The organism is Pseudomonas sp. GL_117, assembly GCF_057835125.1.
The window spans coordinates 2,755,977-2,777,281 of the sequence record NZ_CM174418.1 but is presented as its reverse complement, the minus strand read 5'-3'; the positions used below and the strand labels follow the sequence as shown (position 1 = coordinate 2,777,281).

Here is a 21,305-nt window from a genome sequence, read left to right as displayed (position 1 = left end):
AGCCAGCTCCCACATTTAGTCCATGTTTGCGGTTAATCCTTTGCGTCAAACGCGGTTTTCCCGTCCCAACCGCCGCCCAACGCCGCAATCAATTGCACACTCGCCACCAGTTGCGTCTGCAACAGGGTCAGCACGGTGCGCTCATTGCTCAGGGCCGTCGCTTGCACCTGCACCACGTCCAGGTAGGCAATCAACCCGGCCTTGTACTGGTTCTGGGTCAGGCGCAGCGACTCACGCGCGGCCTCCAGCGCCTCGTTGCTGACCACCGCCTCGTCTTCCAGCACCTTGAGCTGGACCATGTAGTTTTCCACTTCGCGGAAACCATCCAGCACGGTCTGGCGGTACTTGGCCACGGTCTCGTCATAGCTGGCGACGGTGCGGTCGACTTCCGCCGAGCGCTGGCCGCCGTCGAACAGGGTCATGGCGAGTTTGGGCCCCACCGACCAGAAGCGGTTCGGCAGGCTGATCCAGTCGGCGTAGGTGCTGCTGGAGTAACCACCGGCCAGGCTCAGGGTCAGGTCCGGATAATAGGCGGCCTTGGCCACGCCGATATTGGCGTTGGCGGCGATCACCGCGCGTTCGGCCGAGGCGATGTCCGGGCGCCGTTCCAGCAGCTGCGACGGCAGGCTCACCGGGATCTGCGGCAACGCGGGAATATCATTGCTCACCGCCAGCTTGAAGTTGGCAGGAGCCTCGCCGATCAACACCGCGATGGCGTTTTCCAGCTGGGCGCGCTGCCAGATCAGGTCGATCAAGCTGGCCTGTGTCGACTTGAGCTGGGTTTGCGCCTGAGCCACCGCGTCCTTGCCGGACACACCGGCGCGGTATTGGTTTTCGGTCATTTGCAGGGAGCGTTGATAGGTCTCCAGGGTCGCTTGCAGCAGGCGCGTCTGTTCGTCCATGACGCGCAACTGCAGGTAGCTTTGTACCAGTTCCGACTGCTGGCTCAGGCGCATCGCCGCCAGGTCCGCCGAGCTGGCTTCGGCGCTGGCCTCGTTGGCCTCCAGGCCACGGCGTAATTTACCCCAGATGTCCGCCTCCCAACTCACCCCCAATTGAGCATTGAGGGTGTCACGGATACCGCTGCTGGAACTGCTCAGGCTCGCGCTGCTGCTGCCAGTACCCTGGCTGGCGCGGGTTTTCCCGGCGCTCAGGTCAACCGTGGGGTAAAACGCGCCACGGGAACTGCGCACCAGCGCCTGGGCCTGACGAAAGCGCGCTTCGGCCTGGGCCACAGTCTGGTTGGCACTGTTCAGGCGCAGCACCAGCTCATTGAGCTGGCGGTCGCCGTACAACTCCCACCAGGCGCCACGGGCCAAGGAGTCGCTTGGGGTCGCCTGGCGCCAACCCTGGGCTTCCTTGAATTGTGCCGGCTCGACCACGTCCGGGCGCTTGTAGTCGGGACCGACGGCGCAGGCACTGAGCAACGCGCCGCAGAGCACCAGGCTCGCCACGCGGGAGCCCCGCAACAGGGCCAATCGGGCAAAGGTTGAATCGGTCATAGCGCAGTGTCCAGGGCAGCATCGGTACGCACGCCGCGCCAGGCGTTGAAGCGGTGGCGCGCGCGGTCGAGATAGAGGTAAACCACCGGGGTGGTGTAAAGGGTCAGGATCTGGCTGAACACCAGGCCGCCGATAATGGTCAGGCCCAGGGGACGGCGCATTTCCGCGCCATCGCCGGCACCCAGCAGCAGCGGCAAGGCGCCGAGGATGGCGGCCAGGGTGGTCATCAGGATCGGCCGCAAACGCAGCAGGCAGGCACTGCGAATCGATTCGAGCGGCCCCATGCGGTCATTGCGCTCCAGCTGCAACGCCAGGTCGATCATCAGGATCGCGTTCTTCTTCACCACCCCAATCAACAGGAACAGGCCCAACAGGGAGATCAGGCTGAACTCGCCTCCCGTCAGGTAGATGGCGAGCATGGCGCCGACACCTGCCGACGGCAAGGTCGAAAGAATCGTCAACGGGTGAATGTAGCTTTCATACAGAATGCCCAGCACCAGGTACACCGCCACCAGCGCGCCGAGGATCATGAACGGCTGGCCCTTCTGGGTCGCCGCAAACGCATCGGCGGTACCGGCCATCTTGGCGATCACATCTTCCGGCAAACCGACCTTGGCGATCGCCCGCTCGATGGCCGCCGTGCCCTGCTCGACCGTGACCCCGGGTGCCATGTCGAAGGCAATGTTCTCGGAAGCGAATTGGCCTTCGTGGCTGACACGGTCGTCGGCCAGGCTGTTCTCATAATGCGCGATGGTCGACAACGGCACCCGCGCCCCGCTGGAGGTGATCACCTGCATCTGGTTGAGGGTGATCGGGTCCTGGGCGTATTTCGGGTTGACCTCCATCACCACCTGATACTGGTTCAGGCTGTCGTAGATGGTGGAAATCTGCCGCTGGCTGTAGGCGTTGTTCAGCACCGCGGTGACCATATTCATATCGATACCCAGGCGCTTGGCCTGGTCGCGGTCGACCACCAGCGTGACCTGCGCCGCGCCACGCCCCTCGCGGGCGTCGATGGCGGTGAGTTCCGGCAGCTCGCGCAAGGCGCTGACCACTTTCGGATACCACAGGCGCAACGCGGCCAGGTCGCCGCTTTGCAGGATGTAGGAATACTGCGCGCTGGTCTGGTCGCGGCTGCCGCCAAACTGCAGGTCCTGGTCAGCCATCAGGAACAGGCGCCCGCCCGGCACCAACGGGACGTTCTTGCGCAGGCGCTCGATCACCGCCTGGGCCGAGACCTTGCGTTCACTGATCGGCTTGAGGCGCACCAGCATCACCGCGTTATTGGTGCCGTTGTTGCCGCCGATAAAGCCCGCCACGCTGAGCACCGCCGGGTCCTTGAGCACCGCTACGCGGAAGGTCTCCATCTTCGGCTGCATCACGTTGAACGACAGCCCATCATCGCCGCGCACAAAACCGATCAACTGCCCAGTGTCCTGTTGCGGCATGAAGGTCTTCGGCACCACCACGTACAGCGCAATGTTCACACCCACGGTGATCAACAGGCTGAGCAGCGTCAGGCGGCGATGGCGCAACGCCCAGTCGAGGCTCGTGGCGTAGCCGGCGACCATGCGGTCATTGACCTTCTGGCTCCAGCGCTGCAACCCACTCAGCTGGCCTTTGACATGGGGCTTGAGCCAGCGCGCGCAGAGCATCGGGGTCAGGGTCAGCGACACCACCAGCGAGACGATGATCGCCGCCGACAAGGTGATGGAAAACTCGCGGAACAGGTTGGTGACGATCCCGCCCATGAACAGGATGGACAGGAACACTGCCACCAGCGACACGTTCATCGACAGCAAGGTGAAGCCGACCTCCTTGGCCCCCAGGTACGCCGCCTTCATCGGCGGCACACCCTCGTCGATATGCCGGGAAATGTTCTCCAGCACCACGATGGCATCGTCCACCACCAGCCCGGTGGCGAGGATCAGCGCCATCAGCGAGAAGTTGTTCAGCGAAAAACCGAACAGGTACATCACCGCAAAGGTGCCCACCAGCGACACCGGCACCGCCAGGGTAGGAATCAGCGAGGCGCGGAAATTGCCAAGGAACAGGTACACCACCAGGATCACCAGGGCCACGGCAATCAGCAGGGTCATTTCGGCTTCATGCAGGGTCGCGGTGATTACCGGCGAACGATCCATGGCCAGGTTCAATTTAACGCTGGACGGCAGCACCGCCTGCAACGCCGGCAACTGCGCCTTGATCTGCCTGACGGTCTCGATGATGTTGGCGCCGGACTGGCGGTTGATCACCAGCAGCACCGCCGCATCGTTGTTGAAGAAACCGCTGTTGTAGCGGTCTTCCACGCCGTCGCTGATCCTGGCCACATCGCCCAGGCGCAAGGCCGCGCCATTCTGGTAGCGGATCAGCAGCGGCTCGTAGTCCTTGGCTTTTTCCAACTGGTCGTTGGCCTGGATCTGCCAGTTGCGCTCGCTGTCTTCCAGCGAGCCCTTGGGCCGCCGCTGGTTGGCGTTGGCGATGGTGTTGCGCACATCGTCCAGGGCCACACCGTATTGATCCAGGGCCTTGGGTTCGAGTTCGATACGCACCGCGGGCAAGGAACTGCCGCCGATCTGCACTTCACCCACGCCCGGCACCTGGGACAGGCTTTGCGACAGGATGGTCGAGGCCAGGTCGTACAACTGGCCCTTCTGCAACACGTCCGAGGTCAGCGACAGCACCATGATCGGCGCCTGGGACGGGTTGATCTTCTTGTAGGTCGGCATGCTGCGCATACCGCTGGGCAGCAGGTTGCGCGAGGCGTTGATCGCGGCCTGCACTTCCCGCGCCGCGCCGTTGATGTCGCGGTCGGAGTCGAACGCGAGGATCACCCGCGTCGAACCCTGACTGGAGCTGCTGCTCATGGTGGTGATGCCGGCAATTGCGCCGAAGGAGCGCTCCAGCGGCGTCGCCACGGTGGAGGCCATCACCTCGGGACTGGCCCCGGGCAAGCTGGCCGAGACCACGATCACCGGAAAGTCGATCTGCGGCAGCGGTGACACCGGCAACAGGTTGAAGCTCACACCGCCCAGCAGCATGATCGCCAGGCTCAACAGCATGGTGGCGACGGGGCGGCGGATGAAAGGTCCGGACAGGTTCATGACTCAACCGGCTCCAGGCTTTGCGGCTCTTTGCGCCAGCGACGGCCAAGGCGGTCGAAATACAGGTAGATCACTGGCGTGGTGAACAGGGTCAATACCTGGCTCACCAACAAGCCGCCGACCATCACCAGGCCCAACGGCTGACGCAACTCTGCGCCGGAACCGGTGGCCAGCATCAACGGTACCGCGCCAAACAGGGCCGCCAGGGTGGTCATCAGGATCGGCCGGAAACGCAGCAACGCGGCCTGATAGATCGCGGTCTGCGGGTCCAGGCCTTGATTGCGCTCAGCGTCGAGGGCGAAGTCGATCATCATGATCGCGTTCTTCTTCACGATACCGATCAGCAAAATGATGCCGATGATCGCGATCATGCCCAGGTCATTGCCACTGAGCAGCAAAGCGAGCAAAGCGCCCACCGCCGCCGACGGCAAGGTGGAAAGAATGGTGATCGGGTGGATATAGCTCTCGTAGAGCACGCCAAGCACGATGTACATGGTCACCACCGCCGCCAGGATCAGCAGCAAGGTGCTCGACAGCGACGCCTCGAACGCCTGGGCCGCGCCCTGGAACTGGGTCTGCACGCCCACCGGCATGCCGATGTCCTTCTGCGTCTGGTTGATCAGTTCCACGCCTTTGCCCAGCGCGACGCCGGGGGCCAGGTTGAACGACATCATCACCGCCGGGAACTGGCCGATATGGGCAATCGCCAACTGCGCCTGGCGCTGCTCGACCCGGGCCAGGCTGGACAGGCGCACCTGGCCGCCATCGGTGGTCTTCACGTGGATCTGGTTCAGCGCGTCCGGGCCGAGGGTTTCGCCGGACTGGGCCTGCAACACCACGCGGTACTGGCTGGCCTGGGTGTAAATGGTGGAAATCTGCCGCTGGCCGAAGGCGTCATACAGCGCGTCGGTGATGGTAGAGACCGTCACGCCCAGGCGCGACGCCGCATCGCGGTCGATCACCAGAAACACCTGCAAGCCTTTGTCCTGCAAGTCGCTGGCGACGTCAGTGAGTTCCGGCAACTGGCTCAAGGCATGCACCAGCTTGTCACTCCACAGCGCCAGCAAATCGGCGTCTGGCGACGACATGCTGAACTGGTACTGGGTACGGCTCACGCGGTCTTCGATGGTCAGGTCCTGCACCGGCTGCATGTACAGGCGGATGCCCACAAGCTTGTCGATTTGCGGTTGCAGGCGGGTGATCACCTCGGCCGCACTCAAGTCGCGCTGGCCGTGGGGCTTGAGGTTGATCAGCAGGCGACCGCTGTTGAGGGTCGCGTTGTCGCCATCCACGCCGATATAGGAAGACAGGCTTTGCACCGCCGGGTCGGCCAGGATGACCTTGGCCAACGCCTGCTGGCGCTGGCTCATGGCCGCAAAGGAAATCGACTGCGGCGCTTCGGAAATGCCCTGGATCACACCGGTGTCCTGCACCGGGAAAAAGCCCTTGGGCACCACCAGGTACAGGAACACGGTCAGGCCCAGGGTGGCGATGGCCACCAGCAGGGTCAGCGGCTGGTGCTTGAGCACCCACTGCAACTTGCGGCCGTAGGCTTCGATCATCCAATCGATCCATGCGCCGCTGGCCTTGTAGAAGCGGCCCTGTTCCTCTTCCTTGGGTTCACGCTTGAGCAGGCGCGCGCACATCATCGGCGTCAGGGTCAGGGACACCACCAGGGAAATCAGGATCGCCACCGCCAGGGTGATGGCAAATTCGCGGAACAAGCGCCCCACTACGTCGGCCATGAACAGCAACGGGATCAATACCGCGATCAGCGACAGGGTCAGGGAGATCAGGGTGAAGCCAATCTGCTTGGCGCCCTTGAGTGCGGCCGCCAGCGGGGTCTCGCCCTCTTCGATATAGCGCGAGATGTTCTCCAACATCACGATGGCATCGTCCACCACAAACCCGGTGGCGATGGTCAGGGCCATCAACGTCAGGTTGTTGATGGAGAAACCGGCCAGGTACATCACCCCAAACGTGCCCACCAGCGACAGCGGCACGGCGATGGACGGGATGATCGTCGCGCTGAACCGACGCAGGAACAGGAAGGTCACCATTACCACCAGGGCGATGGCGATGAGCAATTCGTGTTGTACGTCAGTGACCGAGGCGCGGATGGTCTGGGTGCGGTCGGTCAGCACGAGCACATCGAGGCCGGCCGGCAGGTTGTCGGTGATGCTTGGCAGCAGCGCCTTGATGCGGTCGACCACTTCAATCACGTTGGCGCCAGGTTGGCGCTGGATGTTGAGCAGCACGGCCTGGTTTTCGTTGGCCCAGGCAGCGAGGCGTTCGTTTTCGGCGCCGTCGACGATCTGTGCGACGTCCTTCAGACGCAACGGCGCGCCATTGTTGTACGCCAGGATCAACTCGGCGTATTGCTGGGGCGAGACCAATTGGTCGTTGGCGTCAAGCATCGACACGCGGGTCGGGCCGTCGAAGTTGCCCTTGGGCTGGTTGACGTTGGAGGCAGCGATCAGGGTGCGCACGTCCGACAGGTTCAAGCCGTTGGCCGCCAGGGCCTCGGGGTTGACCTTGATACGCACGGCCTGGCGCTGGCCGCCGGCAATACTGACCATGCCGACGCCACTGATCTGCGCGATTTTCTGCGCCATGCGGGTGTCGACCAGGTCGTTGAGCTTGGGCAGCAGCATGGTCTTGGAGGTGACGGCCAGGGTCAGCACCGGGGTATCCGCCGGGTTGACCTTGTTGTACACCGGCGGCGCGGGCAAGTCCTTGGGCAACAGGTTGGTAGCGGCGTTGATCGCGGCCTGCACCTGTTGCTCGGCGACGTCCATGTTGACGTCGAGGTTGAAGCGCAGGGTCAGCACCGACGCACCACCGGAACTGGTGGACGCCATCTGCGTGAGGCCGGGCATCTGGCCGAACTGGCGCTCCAAAGGCGCGGTGACGGCACTGGTCATCACGTCCGGACTGGCGCCGGGGTACAGGGTCATCACGCGGATGGTCGGGTAATCCACCTGGGGCAGCGCCGAAACCGGCAGCAGGCGATACGCAATGATGCCGGCCAACACAATGGCCAGCATGCTCAGCGTGGTGGCGACCGGGCGAAGAATAAACAGCCGCGACAGGTTCATGAACCGACCTTTTGCGCCTTGCCGGCGGTGGTGCCGGTCTCCCCTTTCGCCGCAGGCTTGCCTTGCAGGTGTTCGGTCGGGGTGGTCAACACTTCGCTGCTGTCGTTGACCACTTCGATTTCACTGCCGTCCTTCAAGCGGTCGGTGCCTTCCAGTACCACGCGGTCACCCGCCACCAGGCCTTGCTTGATCACGGTGTTGTCGCCATCGGTGTCACCGACCACCAGCGGCTGGATCTTGACCTTCTTGTCGCCATCGAGCTTGTAGACAAAGGTGCCGTTGTTGCCGAACTGGATCGCCGCGGACGGCGCCAGCACAACGTTGTGCAGGGTGTCGGCGAGCAAGTGCACATTGACGAACTGGTTGGGAAACAGCGCCTGGTCCTTGTTATCGAAACGGCCCTTGAACTTCAGGGTTCCGGTGGTGACGTCGATCTGGTTGTCGAGGCTTTGCAGCACGCCGACCGCCTGCTTCTTGACGTCGCCACGGTCCCAGGCTTCCACCGGCAGCTTGTTGCCGGCGTGATAGCGAGCGAGCACCGTGTCGAGGGTGTTTTCCGGCAGGGTGAAGGCCACGTTGATCGGCTGGGTCTGGGTGATCACCGCCAGCGACGTGGTGTCGTTGGCCGCTACCAGGTTGCCCACATCGACCTGGCGCAGGCCGACACGACCACCGATAGGCGCACGGATCTTGGTGAATTCAAGGTTGAGCTTGGCGTCGTCCACCGCGCCCTGGTTGGTCTTGACCGTGCCCTGGTATTGCAGGACCAGCGCTTCAGCGGTGTCCAGGGTCTGCTTGGCGATACTGTCCTGGGCATACAGGCCGCGATAACGCTCCACATCCACCTGGGCGTTCTTCAACTGCGCCTGGTTTTGCAGCAGCGTGCCCTGGGCCTGGAGCAAGGCGTTCTGGTAGCTGCGCGGGTCGATCTCTGCCAGCAGGTCGCCGGCCTTGACCATCTGCCCTTCTTCAAAGGCGATCTTGATCAGCTCGCCGCCCACCCGGCTGCGCACATTGATGGTGTTGAGCGCCGTCACGGTCCCCAGCGCCTTGTAATACACCGGGAAATCACCGACTACCGCAGGCGCGACACGCACCGGGATCGGCCCCGTGGAACCACCAAAGCCCGGGCGCATCATCCCCGACTTGCCAGCACGCCCGGCCGGCGCCTGTGCGGCGGCGTCCTTGTGGCTGGCGGGCCAGAATTTCCAGCACAGGCCGGCGATGACCAGCAGCACGAGCAGGCCGAACAGCCAGCGGCGGGACTTACGGGGGGAGGATTGCATGGATTGATCAACCATTGGGCGCGAGAGCTTCTTCTTCGGGAGGCTGAAAGATAAGCACTGGAGCGCGTTTAGAGAAGCGCCTTTACCGGCTATTTACCTTGGGCTTACAACTTTTGACTTCTGACTTTAGTCCATCCGCTAATTCGGCTAAGCGGTTGACCCTTAAATGAAAACGGCCTGGACTAGGCCAGGCCGCAATCATGTAGCACGCGTGTTACTGTCAAGCGACAGCAATGCGCCGAAACAGTTACTTCAATACAGCCAGGGCTGCATCGTAGTTTGGCTCTTGGCCGATTTCGGCGACCAGTTCGCTATGCAGCACGTTATCGTTTTCGTCCAGTACCACGACAGCGCGAGCGGTCAGGCCTTTCAGCGGGCCATCAGCAATCGCGACACCGTAGCCAACGGCGAACGCCGCGTCACGGAAGTCCGACAGGTTCTTCACGTTTTCCAGGCCTTCGGAGCCGCAGAAGCGCGCCTGGGCGAACGGCAGGTCGGTGGAGATGCACAGGACAACGGCGTTGTTCAGCTCGTTGGCCTGGGCGTTGAACTTGCGCACCGAGGTCGCGCAGGTCGGGGTGTCGACGCTTGGGAAGATGTTCAGCACTTTGCGCTTGCCGGCAAAGGTCGCCAGGGTTGCATCCGACAGATCGCCGGCAGTCAGGGTGAAGTCGGGCGCCTGGGTGCCAACTTACGGCAATTGGCCTTCAACCTGGACAGGGTTACCACGGAGGGTGACTTGAGCCATGAACGGAATCCTTATGCTATTTGGGTTAAACGAATTCGAGAGGCCGAAGTTAACCACAAAGCGCGGTGGCTACCTACCGCCAGACACAAATTCTCATCGGTGGGGTTGTGGTTTAATTGCGCGCTTTTCGCCTGCCCTTCAAGAGAGTCGTTGTTGATGAATCAGCCCGCCACCAAAGTCCTGGTCATTGGTTATGTCTGGCCGGAGCCGCGCTCCTCGGCCGCTGGCGGACACATGATGCAAATATTGCAGAGTTTCCTTACGCAAGGCTGGGATATCACCTTCAGCAGCCCTGCCGCGCTTGGCGAACACAAGGCCGACCTGCAAATACTCGGCATCAGCGAATGCGCCATCGAACTCAATAACAGCAGCTTCGACGATTTTATCCGCGAACTGGCCCCGGACATCGTGCTGTTCGACCGTTTCATGATGGAGGAGCAATTCGGCTGGCGCGTTGAAAAACACTGCCCCGACGCCCTGCGCGTGCTGGAAACCAGCGACCTGCAAAGCCTGCGCGACGCGCGCCAGCAGCGCCTCAAGGACCACCTCAAGGCCCATCCCGACAGCGACGACTTCAGCGCCCTGTTCGCCCCGGCGCTGGAGGAAGAATTCCAGCTGATGGCCGACACCGATATCGCCAAGCGCGAGATCGCAGCGATTTACCGCTGCGACATCAGCCTGATGATCTCCGACGCGGAAATCCGCCTGCTCACCGAACACTTCAAGGTGCCGGCGGCCCTGCTGCACTGGTGCCCGTTGATGCTTGACGCACCGACCGCGCCCTTCACCCCGTTTGAAGACCGCGCGCATTTCCTCAGCATCGGCAACTTCCGCCACGCGCCCAACTGGGACGCGGTGCTGTGGATGAAGAACAGCCTGTGGCCGCTGATCCGCCAGCAGCTGCCGGGCGCCCAACTGCACATCTACGGCGCCTACACGCCGCCCAAGGCCACCGCGCTGCACAACCCGGCGCAGGGTTTTCATGTAATGAACTGGGCCGAAGACGCGCTGCAAGTGATGGGCGCAGCACGCATCTGCCTGGCGCCGCTGCGCTTTGGCGCGGGTATCAAGGGCAAGCTGGCGGATGCAATGCTCTGCGGCACGCCGAACATCACCACGCCGATTGGCGCCGAGGCCATGGGCGACAGGCAACCCTGGCCAGGCGTGATCGCCCACAGCGCACCTGCCCTGGCCGCTGCCGCCGTGGCGCTGTATCAGGACCGCGCGCGTTGGACAGAGGCCCAGGAACAGGGGCGTCGATTGCTGGCAAGTCGCTACGACACCGCCCTCCACGCCCCGGCACTGGTGGCCTGCCTGGCGCAGTGCCGCAGCCGCCTCCAAGCCCATCGCCGCGACAACTTCACCGGCGGCATGCTGCGCCATCACGCCCATAAAAGTACCCAGTACATGTCCCAGTGGATCGAGGCGAAAAACCGCACCGTATAAACATCGGCGCTGGCAGGCTTACACGCATAGGGGCATTATTCGGGTCGCAACCAACAATAAAGCGACGGCAGCATGACCCGAGCAACGCGCATCACCGACCCTTCCTACGAGCTGATGGACGATCACAACGGTCTGTCCATCATCTATCGTCAGCACGGCTTCCCCTGCCCGCTGGTGCGCTGGCATTTCCACAAGGAATACGAGCTGCACCTGATCGTCGCCAGCTCCGGCAAGGTGTTTATCGGCGACTATATCGGCAATTTCTATCCGGAAAGCCTGTTCCTCACCGGCCCCAACCTGCCCCACAACTGGATCAGCCAGGTTGAAGAAGACGAAGTGGTGCCCAAGCGTGACATGCTGGTGAACTTCACCGATGAATTGCTGGAAAACGGTAGCCAGATCTTCGCCGAGCTCAAGAGCCTGGCGCCGCTGCTGGAGCGTGCCCAATACGGCATCGAGTTCCGCTGCAAAAAGACCATCGCCCAGGCCATGGCCTTGATGCAGCGCATCGAGGATGCCCAGGGCATGGCACGGTTGGGGCACTTTTTTATCCTGCTGGAAGTGCTCAGTGCTTGTGAGGATTACCAGTTGCTGTCTGGCGTGACCACGCCGCAACTGGCTGACGAACACAGCATCGACCGCACCAACCGCGCGGTGGACTACATCTTTGCCCACTACGCGCGGGAGTTGCCGCTGGAGGAAGTGGCGGATTACCTGGGGATGAAACCCACGTATTTCTCGCGGGTGTTCAAACAGGCCACGGGCCGCACGTTTATCGAATTTGTCAATCGCCTGCGCATCAGCAAATCCTGCGAATTGCTGGCCGATGGCGATAAAGCCGTCACGGATGTGTGCTTTGAGTCGGGCTTCAACAACATCTCCAATTTCAACCGACGCTTCCAACAGCTCAAGGGCATGACGCCCTCCCACTACCGACGCCTGGCGGTGCAGCGGCTCACTGAGCAAAACCTGGCCTGAAACCGCAACGCCGCAGCCATAGCCTTTCGGGGGTACAAAAAAGGAACCCATACACGGCCCGCCGCCACGCAATGAGGGAAGTTTCCAATACCGGTTTACGGGAAGTTCTTTCTCATATTCGCAGCTATCCAGGACCTCTATGATCAGACTTTCGCAGTCCACTCCCGCAGTGACCACTCCGCATTTTGACACGCAGCGCCCACCCGTCGAGCGCGCAACCCCCTCTGTCACCTCCAGCGTCATCGGACTTTTCAATCGGCGCACCGAACAAGATCCAACATCCTCCACCCCGTCCGTTGACGCGCCGGCCAGCACGCGTCTACCTATTGAATACCTGCTCAGATTTGCCGTGGCAAAAGGGCAACCCAGCCTGGCCGAGCAGATCAAACAACGCGTAATGAGCACCCCTGACCCGCTGAGCGCTTCCGCGGTACGGGCCGACGTAGAGAAACTTCTTGACCAGCCAAGTGCGCTCAATCCGCAAAAAAGCTACGCCCAGTTGATTAAAGAAATACTGGGGGGCACAGCGCACAGTGCGCCGAACATTCGTCCTATTTCATCGCGCTCACGTCGAGACCTGCAAAACACGCCCCCCACCCAAGACTCAGGCAAAGCCTTGTTGCGCAAATTCGCCGACACCCTGGTTAACAAAAGTGATGGGGAGATGGCGATCAATACCGCCTACACCCTGATCAACGCATTGCTTAACGCTGAACAACTTGCCTCAAAAAACCAGATGTATGTGGTGTCCGTCGAGCCCGACTCCACCTTTGGCATGGCCCTGGCCGAGCTGGATGATGCGCTGCGCTCGGAACCCTTCAAGTCGTTTGCCCAAACCCATGACATCGATATTGAATCTTTGGTGTTTGACCCCGCCGGGAGCATCTATATACAGCGGGAGGACGACGACATCGACATCCGCCATTACGATGAAAACAGTTTTATAAAAGCCACATCAGCGGTGTTCAAAGCCGTCACAAAGCTGGCGGGCCCAGGGGGTGAACGCTTCGGATTTCACGGGCGGGATCAGGCACTTCCCGAGCAGGTTGCCAACTTCTATGGCATGCAACTGCCCAGTGATTATTCCCGCGCCCTCAACGGCGATACGTTGTTCAGGATTGGGCAGTTGATTCATGAAGGAACATTCCCTTCGCTGAGTAATTCCAATCCGCTCTACGAGAGCCAATTTGCCCCCGTCAAGCAACGTCAACGGGACGCCAAGCAACACATCGTCGATCTGCCAGCGCAACAACTGGATCAACCTCTCGCTCGCCATGCTCCATTGACAGCGGCCCAGACAGTGCAGGACGCAGACAAGGCGCTCGCGTGGCAGTGCAGCAAGATGCTGCTAAAACAAGTGCCAGAACTGAAGGGTGGACGTGATAAAACACCGCCTATCCTCGATACAATTCCAGAATACTCAACCTTCAATCAGGTCCGCCAACAGCTCCTGAATGCACTCACAGGCCCGGCTTTCAGCGATTTTGCGCAGAAGCATGGCATTGACCCCATGACTGCGCGCATCAACCCCAATGATGGAAGCCTGACTGCCAGCGTGAACCGGGTGGAAACCACCTTCACCGTCAACGATGTGTCGGAAGATTGGAGCAATGTCTGGAACGCGATAAAGGATGCGGTGCAACAGATGGCTGCGGGCTCCAATGCGGATGTGCATTACCCCACTGCGTCTAGCGCCACACTGGAAGAGGTGATGCGTTTCTACAACGAAGAAATGCCCGCTCGACCAGACACAAAACAACAAGAAGGGAACACCCCCCGACTCACGACGTTACTAAGCCACGGTTTGGAGCTGGTTCGAAAAAGCAGTTTCAAAGCACTGGTCGACCCATCATTGAACGATCCCAGGTCTGTTGCCGTACGCAAACACCAGGACACCGTAACGAAAATGCTGGCCTCTGCGCCGCTGGCTCTCTCGCCGATTCAAAACCTGGCCGCCGCCATCACCGCCAACCGCCCTACGCCAGTGGAAACTGCAGATAACCGCGAAGCACTTTTGGCGCGCGCCGAAGTTGAACTCGCAACCACTGTTCATCGCGCAATGCTTGAGCTCAAAGCCAAGCCGGAGCAAGCCGCGTCAAAAATCATCCAACCGATACCGGCCAACAGCCTGTTCGGTGAATGGCAGGCCTACCTGAATAAAGCCCTGCAGGGCCGCGGTTTCCAGGAATGGGCACGTAATCAAGGGGTTGACCTCGCCACCCTGCGCTATGACCCCACCGACAACGCGCTGGTTGGCAAAGTGCAGGGAGTGGACCAGCGCTTCACTACCCGCGACTTCGCGAAACAGTATCCCGAACACTTTGATGTGCTCGAGCCCGTGCTGACCGCGGCAAAGGCATTCGCGAACAATACGCACCCTATCGCACTGTTTAACGCCGAATCCAGCGGCGCACCTTACCAATGGGTGGCCAACTTTTATAACCTCAGCGACCTTCCAGGCAGCCCGGAATTCGAACAACAGGTTGCGCTGATGGGCCGTACCCAACAGTTCCCCGACCACCCTGATGATCCACAAAGCGTAGTGGCCTTTGTGGGCCGGCAAAAAACCGCACTGGGTGATAGCAACAACCGGTATGGGCTGATCAACGAACTGAAAAACTGGACGCCGGACAGCGGTTCCAAGGACTTTATGGTCGACCCGGACTCTTCTTACCCGCCTGACGGTACGACGTCGGTTGCAACCTTCATCTCGCAAAACGACTGGTACCCAGTGCGTTCAAGGTCAGACGCTGACAATTTGCTGGCTGCCTTGCAGACGCCGATGCCACAGTCCCCACCCCTGGGCAATCGCTGGGGGTTCCTGTCAACACAACTGCCGTTGAGTACCGAACAACGCAACGCACTGGTCAACGAGGTGAAAGAGGCGATAGGCCCCGACACCCTCCTCAACTACCTCGGCAACCAGGTGACCACACTCGACACCAACCCTGAACGCGCCTTGGAGCAACTGCTCACCAGCGGCAAGGCGCTTGATCTTGCCGAGCACCTGCAAACCCAGATGAAAGGCGCCTTGACCCCATCCAGCGCTAAACAATGGCTTTTGACCGCCTTGGTACTGGAGCTTGATCCAACGGCCGGCACTCAACACAAGACCGTCGCAGGTGCGGATTTAACCGGCCCCGATAACGTCGGGCGCGGCGTTTCATCGATCCGCGACCGATTTGACCAATACCTGACCGCCCAGAAAAATATACCTGCCCACCTTGCCCCCATAGCGTCATACGTGTTGCTGTCAGGGGCTGCGCCGCAGTTGTTGGTCAACGAGGTACCGAAACAAATAACGCTTGGCTCCCCCGAGTATTTCAACTTTACGGCAGCGGTAAACCTGGTCGAGTGGACCGCACCCGGCGCTAGCGCAAACATGACCTACCCGCAGGTCATGAGGCATTACAACATCCAGCCTGTTTCAGCACTGGAAACGCAGATACAAAGTTACGCACAGATGGCCCCCTTACTGGAATGGGCCTCCATCCATAACAAGATCGACAAGAACAACTACACCCTGGAACAGTTGAAAGACAGCCAGCAAAAACTCCAGACACAGATCAATAGCACGACTGAAGCGGTGCGCTGGCTGAACACAGCTGAAGCGCCCACTAGACGGGACATGGCGCTTAAGGTGCTAAGAGAAAAGTTCGGTGCCGATATTGACTATGAAAAACGCTTTATGGTGGAAAACGAATTCGCCGGCATAATCACCGGTAATCACTACAGCCTCGTAGAGATCTATGAAGCAGGCAGGCTGGATGAAAGCTGGATACAGGAAGGCAATCATGTGGACTTCAACAGCCTGCGTGAAAAAGCCAGAGAGCCTGGGTTTCCGGTCATCAACGATGAATTCGACAAGGCCATAAAAGAAGATTTCAACCTCCGTAGACAGCACACCACGACGTTGTTCGAAAACATGCTCAAAAAGATGCCTGTCGAGGAGCAAAAGAGCCTGCTCTATGGCGACGTAGAATTTTTGAATGTTGAAGGCCCCGGTGGTCGCAGCGGCATGGTGATAACGTCTATCTACAACGGGGTCAGAAGAGATTTTGCGGTTTATCCGACGTGGGGCCAGATCGTAAGAATTGCTGACATCGATCCCTCCACCCCGCAGGGCAAAGTGGTCAACCTCGAAATCGACGCCGAGGCGTTCAAAAGTGGCAAAGAGCCCAGGACGGGAGTTAAAACCAACGTCGTATTGCGCACCACTGACCAACACCTGCTGGATGACAACAATGAACCCTGGCCATTGGAAGTGACCCTTCCAGCCCACAACGAAAATGACGCGCGCGCTCCCCACTATGTGGCCGGCAGAATTTCCACATTGGCCAAGGTCATGATCGACTCGACTTACCTGAATAAAAGCGAGTTTGTGAACCTTCACCGCAATTGGTCCAGCAATACACTCGAAACGGCCACCGAGCCCAGTGACTTCTTCAAAGCGCTGTGGCACGCCTTGCCCGGGGCCAGCACGCTGGAGGACCTCTATCATGGCCAGTTCCTCAAAGCAGCCGTAGACCTTGCCATTGATGTCGCGATCGTGATGGTCACAGAGGGCGCAGGCAAGCTGTGGGGCTTGGCAAAATCTGCGGCGTCCTGGGCGGCTGCCAAGGTATCTGCGGGGTTTATCGAGAAGTTTGGCGTTAAAGAAACGGAAGCGATTGCCCTCAAGGACTTCACGGCTGCCACGACCACGCAATCGACTCGCTCCCTGAGCCGGCTACAGAATGGCCAGCTCACTGAGCAGACAGCGGATATGGCAAATGGCAGCGTGTCACTTTCCGGGGCTCAGGGCAGGGTCGAACTCACAGCCATACGCCAGGGCGGCGAGTGGTATGCCTACGACGCGAAGACCGCGGCCGCTTACGGTCCTGCGCTTGAGGGTTTCGTGTCTGACACCTCATCGATCGTGAAACAGGAAACCTTTTCCGACGGCACCCAAGCCCTGGTTACCGAAAAACCTTTGGCCGCAGACGCGTACACCATCACGCGCACCCATGGCTTCGACTTGATCAATGAGGGCAAGGTTTATCGCTACGACTCCCGCAATCCAGGCTTGCTCCGCGATCTGGAGTCGGCCGATCACTATCAGCCACTGGAAGGCTTCGAAGCTTTCTGCCCGGCCCCCGGTATCGGCGGCCGCATCAAGCGCGGCGCCAACGACACGTGTTTTACCAAGGTCACCGAGGACGTATCCAGCGAGTTGAAACAGGAACTTCAGGCGCTTGAGCACGTGCGCTTGTTTCCCTCGGCACCGAAGTTCCTGCGAAAGAACCAGTTTGTGGTTTTCGAACGCCGCCGCTGGAAAATGAAAGACACAGCAACGGGGCCAGAATTGATTCCGGTGTCTGAGACCACGCACATCACCTACAAACCAACGATCACCGGCACGCTCAAAAACGAACCCCAATTCGGCTTTTTCGACGCACAAAGCAGTGAGGGGCTGGAGCGCGAAACACGTGTGGTCAAGCTCAACGGCATCACTGATGCCGTCGACGATAAACGTGAACTGCGTGGCGTGATCGTTAACGACCCGGCACGCGGCAGTACCGCCAAATACCTGGTGATCGAGGCGGATACCGCCGAGTTCTACTACGCGCGATTGGATAATGCACCCGGCGGCCAACTGACGTTCAACAAATGCACGAGTAGAGAGCTGCCGATGGTGGCGGCCTACCGGAATAAATTCAGCATTCGTCAAGGTGCTGCCAACGCACCGTTTGATGCCAATTTCATTGCGCTGCCGAAATTGAAATCTGCCTTTCAAAAACTGGAGCGCGCGGGCTACTTGAAAGAGGATATAGAGGCGTTAAAAGCAAAGTGCAAAGACCTGACCGAGGAACAGCAACGCGAGGTTGTCTATCAACTGCAGCGGGCCAAAGCGATCGATAAAGCGAATATCGCCTTGACACCCAACCAGGTTTCCGCGCTGGACAAACCCGCCAATTTCTCAGCGTGGACGGCCGAGCAGCAAAACAAATTCTACGCAGAACAAGCGCGAGACAACGTGAACCGTTCCATGAAAGGCACCGGCCTGGGACCGAGTAACCAACTGCGCTCACAAGCGGACCTAGCCCGCTCTGACGCCGCGAATATGACCATTAACTGGTTGCGCAGCACCGTACCGCCTGGCGCGCTAAACCGAGCAGACCTGATTCTGAAGTCCGGGGCCGGAAACTGTGGGGAAATGGCTATGCTGGCCGAAGACATCATCAAAAAAAGCGGAGGAAACGCACAAACCTGGTATGTGGAAGGAGGAGACCACGTGTTCACCGTTATCGGCGGACCGGCTTCAGGAGCTAAAGCCACCGTTGACTTTTCACAAGCCGAATGGAAAGACGCCTGGATCGTCGACCCCTGGGCCGAAATTTCATGCAAGGCATCCGAGTACACCGAGCTCGTGAAGAAGAAAATGGCTGAGTGGGACGCAAAAGGCCTGCAAATTCACACCCGTGGCGAATGGCGTAAGCCGGTGGACCCACAGTGGATCAAAGAGCTGACCACGTTTGAAAAAGAATCCTATTAAACCGTAGCGTCGCAACCTCCAAAGACCTGGCGCTGCCGCGCTATTCACGGCGCCAGGTTTTCGGTTGCAAGCCAGCTTCAAGCAGCCACCCGAACTGGAGTGCAAAAAAGTATCAGTCCCAGTGCTCCCAAGGATTTGTCACATCACCATTTCAAGGCTGTAATCGACGCACACTCTTCCTGACTCCCTGTAGGAAGACACAACAACAATAACTGTCCTTCTGTAGCCCCCCGGGCGCGGAAAAGGAGTGCGCGATGAAGTTCACAGCAAAAGTTCTGCTTGCCTCTACCTGCTTGACTATCAGCGCCGTCAGCCTTGGCGCGCAGACCCTGACCATTGCCACCGTCAACAACAGCGACATGATCCGCATGCAAAAGCTCTCGAAAACCTTCGAGGCCGAGCACCCGCAGATCAAGTTGAACTGGGTGGTACTCGAAGAAAACGTGCTGCGCCAACGCCTGACCACCGACATCGCCACCCAGGGCGGGCAGTTCGACGTACTGACCATCGGCATGTACGAAGCGGCACTGTGGGGCGCCAAGGGTTGGCTGGAACCAATGAAGGATCTGCCTGCATCCTACGACCTCGACGATGTGTTCCCTTCAGTGCGTGACGGTTTGTCGGTCAAGGGTTCGCTGTACGCCCTACCGTTCTATGCCGAAAGCTCGATCACCTACTACCGCACCGACCTGTTCAAGGACGCCGGGCTGACCATGCCCGAGCATCCGACCTGGACACAGATCGGCGAATTCGCCAGCAAACTCACCGACAAGACCAAAGAACAATATGGCTTGTGCCTGCGCGGCAAAGCCGGCTGGGGCGAGAACATGGCGCTGATCACCACCCTGGCCAACGGCTACGGCGCGCGCTGGTTCGATGAGAAATGGCAGCCACAATTCAACGGCCCCGAGTGGAAGGACGCGCTGAACTTCTACGTCGATAACATGAAGAAATCCGGCCCGCCGGGTGCGTCCAGCAACGGTTTCAACGAAAACCTTGCACTGTTCAACAGCGGCAAGTGCGCCATCTGGGTCGACGCCAGCGTGGCCGGCTCGTTTGTTACCGACAAGACCCAGAGCAAGGTGGCTGACCACGTCGGCTTCACCTTTGCTCCCCACGAAAAAACCGACAAAGGCACGTCGTGGCTGTACTCCTGGAGCCTGGCGATTCCCACCAGCTCCAAGGCCAAGGACGCCGCCAAGGTGTTCACCAGCTGGGCGACCTCCAAGGAATATGGCGAGTTGGTGGCCAAGACCGACGGTGTGGCCAACGTACCGCCAGGCACCCGTAAATCCACCTATAGCGATGAGTACATGAAGGCGGCGCCGTTTGCCAAGGTGACTCTGGAATCGCTGAAAGTTGCAGACCCAACCCAACCGACGCTCAAGCCGGTGCCCTATATCGGCATCCAGTTGGTGACCATTCCTGAGTTCCAGGCGATTGGGACGCAGGTCGGCAAGTTCTTCTCGGGGGCACTGACCGGCCAGCAAACCGTTGATGCCGCACTGACCGCCGCGCAGACCACCACCGAGCGCGAAATGAAGCGGGCCGGATATCCCAAATGAGGTAAGCCTTCCACTGTCAATGTGGGAGCGGGCTTGCTCGCGAAGGCGGTGCATCAGTCACAGTTTTATCAACTGGAAGACTGCATTCGCGAGCAAGCCCGCTCCCACATTGATCGCACTCCGATTCCTGCTTTGCATTGGTCTTGATCACCATGAATACACCCCCCAAAAACCGCCTGGCCAACCCCGGCTGGTTCCTCGTCAGCCCCTCCGTGGCCTTGCTGCTGTTGTGGATGATCGTGCCGCTGGGCATGACCCTGTACTTTTCGCTGATCCGCTACAACCTGCTCTACCCCGGCGAAAACCAGTTCGTCGGGCTGGAAAACTTCACCTACTTCATCACCGACTCAGGCTTCTTGCCCGGTGCCACCAACACCCTGTTACTGGTGGGCAGCGTGCTGCTGATCAGCGTGGTGTTCGGCGTATTGATCAGCGCCCTGCTGGAGGCCAGTGAGTTCCTCGGTCGCGGCCTGGTGCGGGTGTTGCTGATCTCGCCCTTCTTCATCATGCCAACCGTCGGTGCGCTGATCTGGAAGAACCTGATTTTCCACCCGGTGTCGGGGATTCTCGCCGCCGTGTGGAAGTTCTTCGGCGCCGAGCCGGTGGACTGGCTGGCGCACTACCCGTTGCTGTCGATCATCATCATCGTGTCGTGGCAATGGCTGCCCTTCGCCATCCTGCTGCTGATGACCGCCATGCAATCCCTCGACCAGGAACAAAAGGAAGCCGCGCGCCTGGACGGTGCCGGTGCTATCGCGATCTTCTGGCACCTGACCCTGCCCCACCTGGCCCGCCCGATTGCCGTGGTGGTGATGATCGAGACGATCTTTTTGCTCTCGGTTTTCGCCGAAATCTTCACCACCACCAACGGTGGCCCCGGCTATGCGTCAACCAACCTCGCCTACCTGATCTACAACCAGGCGCTGGTGCAGTTCGACGTGGGCATGGCCTCGGCCGGCGGCCTGATTGCCGTGGTCATCGCCAATATCGCGGCGATCATCCTGGTGCGGATGATCGGCAAAAACCTGACTGACAAGCCTTGA

The 21,305-nt window shown here is 60.0% G+C and carries 9 protein-coding genes and 1 pseudogene; 5 read left to right on the top strand and 5 right to left on the bottom strand.

All coding sequences use genetic code 11. The features are described 5' to 3' along the window. Window positions 1-32: 32 nt before the first annotated feature. From AC3ISR_RS12415 to tpx, 5 genes and pseudogenes are all read right to left on the bottom strand, one after another. Complete coding sequence (locus tag AC3ISR_RS12415; protein ID WP_192299612.1) at window positions 33-1,502, bottom strand: efflux transporter outer membrane subunit; 1,470 nt, start codon at window positions 1,500-1,502, stop codon at window positions 33-35. Continuing rightward, window positions 1,499-4,606 (bottom strand): efflux RND transporter permease subunit, encoded by a 3,108-nt coding sequence (locus AC3ISR_RS12410; RefSeq protein WP_226457115.1) that lies wholly within the window; start codon window positions 4,604-4,606, stop codon window positions 1,499-1,501. The genes AC3ISR_RS12415 and AC3ISR_RS12410 overlap by 4 nt, the downstream gene beginning before the upstream one ends. Beyond that, window positions 4,603-7,704, bottom strand: a complete 3,102-nt coding sequence (locus AC3ISR_RS12405) for an MdtB/MuxB family multidrug efflux RND transporter permease subunit (protein ID WP_192299614.1) — start codon at window positions 7,702-7,704, stop codon at window positions 4,603-4,605. The genes AC3ISR_RS12410 and AC3ISR_RS12405 overlap by 4 nt, the downstream gene beginning before the upstream one ends. Continuing rightward, window positions 7,701-9,005 carry an MdtA/MuxA family multidrug efflux RND transporter periplasmic adaptor subunit gene (locus AC3ISR_RS12400; protein WP_192299615.1) on the bottom strand — a complete coding sequence of 435 codons (1,305 nt, stop codon included), beginning with the start codon at window positions 9,003-9,005 and terminating at the stop codon, window positions 7,701-7,703. Before AC3ISR_RS12400 ends, AC3ISR_RS12405 begins: the two co-directional genes overlap by 4 nt. Window positions 9,006-9,237: 232 nt before the next feature. Continuing rightward, window positions 9,238-9,738: pseudogene (gene tpx, locus AC3ISR_RS12395) on the bottom strand (thiol peroxidase). Between the two features lie 156 nt (window positions 9,739-9,894). Here tpx and AC3ISR_RS12390 point away from each other — a divergent pair. From AC3ISR_RS12390 to AC3ISR_RS12370, 5 genes are all read left to right on the top strand, one after another. After that, entirely contained in the window at window positions 9,895-11,184 is a 1,290-nt protein-coding gene (locus AC3ISR_RS12390) for a glycosyltransferase (protein WP_192299617.1), read from the top strand. A 72-nt stretch (window positions 11,185-11,256) separates the two neighbouring features. Further along, window positions 11,257-12,162: an AraC family transcriptional regulator gene (locus AC3ISR_RS12385; protein ID WP_192299618.1), complete on the top strand. Its 906-nt coding sequence runs from the start codon at window positions 11,257-11,259 to the stop codon at window positions 12,160-12,162. 139 nt (window positions 12,163-12,301) lie between these two features. Continuing rightward, window positions 12,302-18,697 (top strand): hypothetical protein, encoded by a 6,396-nt coding sequence (locus AC3ISR_RS12380; protein ID WP_463983941.1) that lies wholly within the window; start codon window positions 12,302-12,304, stop codon window positions 18,695-18,697. A 254-nt stretch (window positions 18,698-18,951) separates the two neighbouring features. Beyond that, complete coding sequence (locus AC3ISR_RS12375) at window positions 18,952-20,262, top strand: ABC transporter substrate-binding protein (RefSeq protein WP_192299620.1); 1,311 nt, start codon at window positions 18,952-18,954, stop codon at window positions 20,260-20,262. A gap of 152 nt (window positions 20,263-20,414) precedes the next feature. Next, window positions 20,415-21,305: a carbohydrate ABC transporter permease gene (locus AC3ISR_RS12370; protein WP_159959151.1), complete on the top strand. Its 891-nt coding sequence runs from the start codon at window positions 20,415-20,417 to the stop codon at window positions 21,303-21,305.